This window comes from Vibrio sp. Vb2131 (genome assembly GCF_033338535.1).
Lineage (GTDB): Bacteria > Pseudomonadota > Gammaproteobacteria > Enterobacterales > Vibrionaceae > Vibrio > Vibrio alginolyticus.
In genome coordinates this window covers 1-673 of record NZ_JAWOSW010000080.1, presented here as the reverse complement: position 1 = coordinate 673, position 673 = coordinate 1, and the positions used below count along the sequence as shown (strand labels likewise).

Genomic DNA, 673 nt, shown 5'->3' with positions numbered 1-673 from the left:
CACCAGATTGGATCGTATGAGCCGTAGTAATCGTAGATGCGACCACCGACCCAAGCCCCCAAGAAGCTTCCTACTTGGTGAGTAAAAAATACCAAGCCATAAAGTGTTGATAGGTAACGAGCCCCAAAAATCTGGCCGACTAATCCAGACGTGAGAGGTACGGTGCCTAACCAACAGAAGCCGATTGCACCACCAAAGATGACTGCGGTGTGCTCGGTGACAGGTAGAGTCACAAAAGCACCAATCACTACCGTGCGGATTAAATACAGCGCAGACATAACATGGCGTTTATTGAAGCGGTCCGCCATAACACCCCAGAAGTACGAACCAAAAATGTTGAAGATGCCAACATACGCCAGTGCCATTGCGGCGGTTGAGACTGGTAAATCTTTATCTGCCAGATAACTTGGTAAGTGAGTTGCAATGAACATCACGTGAAAGCCGCACACAAAGAAACCTGCATGAATCAGCCAATAACCTCTGTGAGAGAAAGCTTCTTTTAATGCTTCTTTTAGGGTTTGTGTGTCTTCCTGAACATTTGCAGAGGTACCGGCTTGTGGCTTCGCAGTTCTCATGAACAGAGCAAACATCACCATAAAGCTACACAGTACAGCGAATGCTTGAAGTGCGCCTTGCCAGCCAAAATCACTCAAAAGCGCTTGTGCTCCAGGGA

At 47.5% G+C, this 673-nt stretch carries 1 protein-coding gene; it reads right to left on the bottom strand.

What is annotated here, in order from left to right; genetic code table 11:
* Positions 1–673 (bottom strand): MFS transporter (locus tag R7E38_RS22975; protein ID WP_318082153.1); only part of this gene is annotated, 673 nt, incomplete at both ends.